Annotated in this window: 1 pseudogene; it reads left to right on the top strand. The window is 71.2% G+C overall.

The window, feature by feature from the left end:
• Positions 1-254: 254 nt before the first annotated feature.
• Positions 255-493: pseudogene (locus tag ACIRS4_RS37785) on the top strand (hypothetical protein); the annotation flags it as partial.

Below are 493 nucleotides of genomic sequence, written 5' to 3'. Positions count from 1 at the left end.
TCCCGCGCGTTTGTGTGGGGTCCCCCCGCCGGCCGCGTGACAAATCCGACCGGGGGCCTTCGTGATTCACGGAGGTGTGAGCAATGCCGCGTCCGCCGGGCGTTTGGGCGCGGGCGGGGGCGGGTACAGCGGTCGGGTACCCCGCTGAATCGGCTATTGCGGTAGAGGCACGGGTGGTGGTAGATGCTGCCACCGGCCGCTGCGTGCAGTAGCGTCGGTGGAGGTTCGTGAACGACTCGATAGGAGACGACGACATGGCTTACCCGACCGGGGGCTCGGGATACAACGCGCCCCAGCCGACGCCTTCCTCCGGATCCGGATTCGGCGCGGGCGCTCCCGCGGCCGGTTCGGGTGCAGCGCCTGTCGCGGGCGGCACGCCCGGCGCGGGCAAGGGCCTGCCCTTCTTCCTGACCGTCGGCGTCGCCGCGCTCGGCGTCCTCAACTTCCTGCTGGGCTTCGCGCCCTACGTCGGCACCAAGGCCGTCGAGATCGG

Source organism: Streptomyces sp. NPDC101166, assembly GCF_044768125.1.
In the GTDB taxonomy this organism is placed as follows: Bacteria; Actinomycetota; Actinomycetes; order Streptomycetales; family Streptomycetaceae; genus Streptomyces.
Note: the sequence above shows the minus strand (reverse complement) of the source record. Positions and strands in the feature narration are given on the sequence as shown.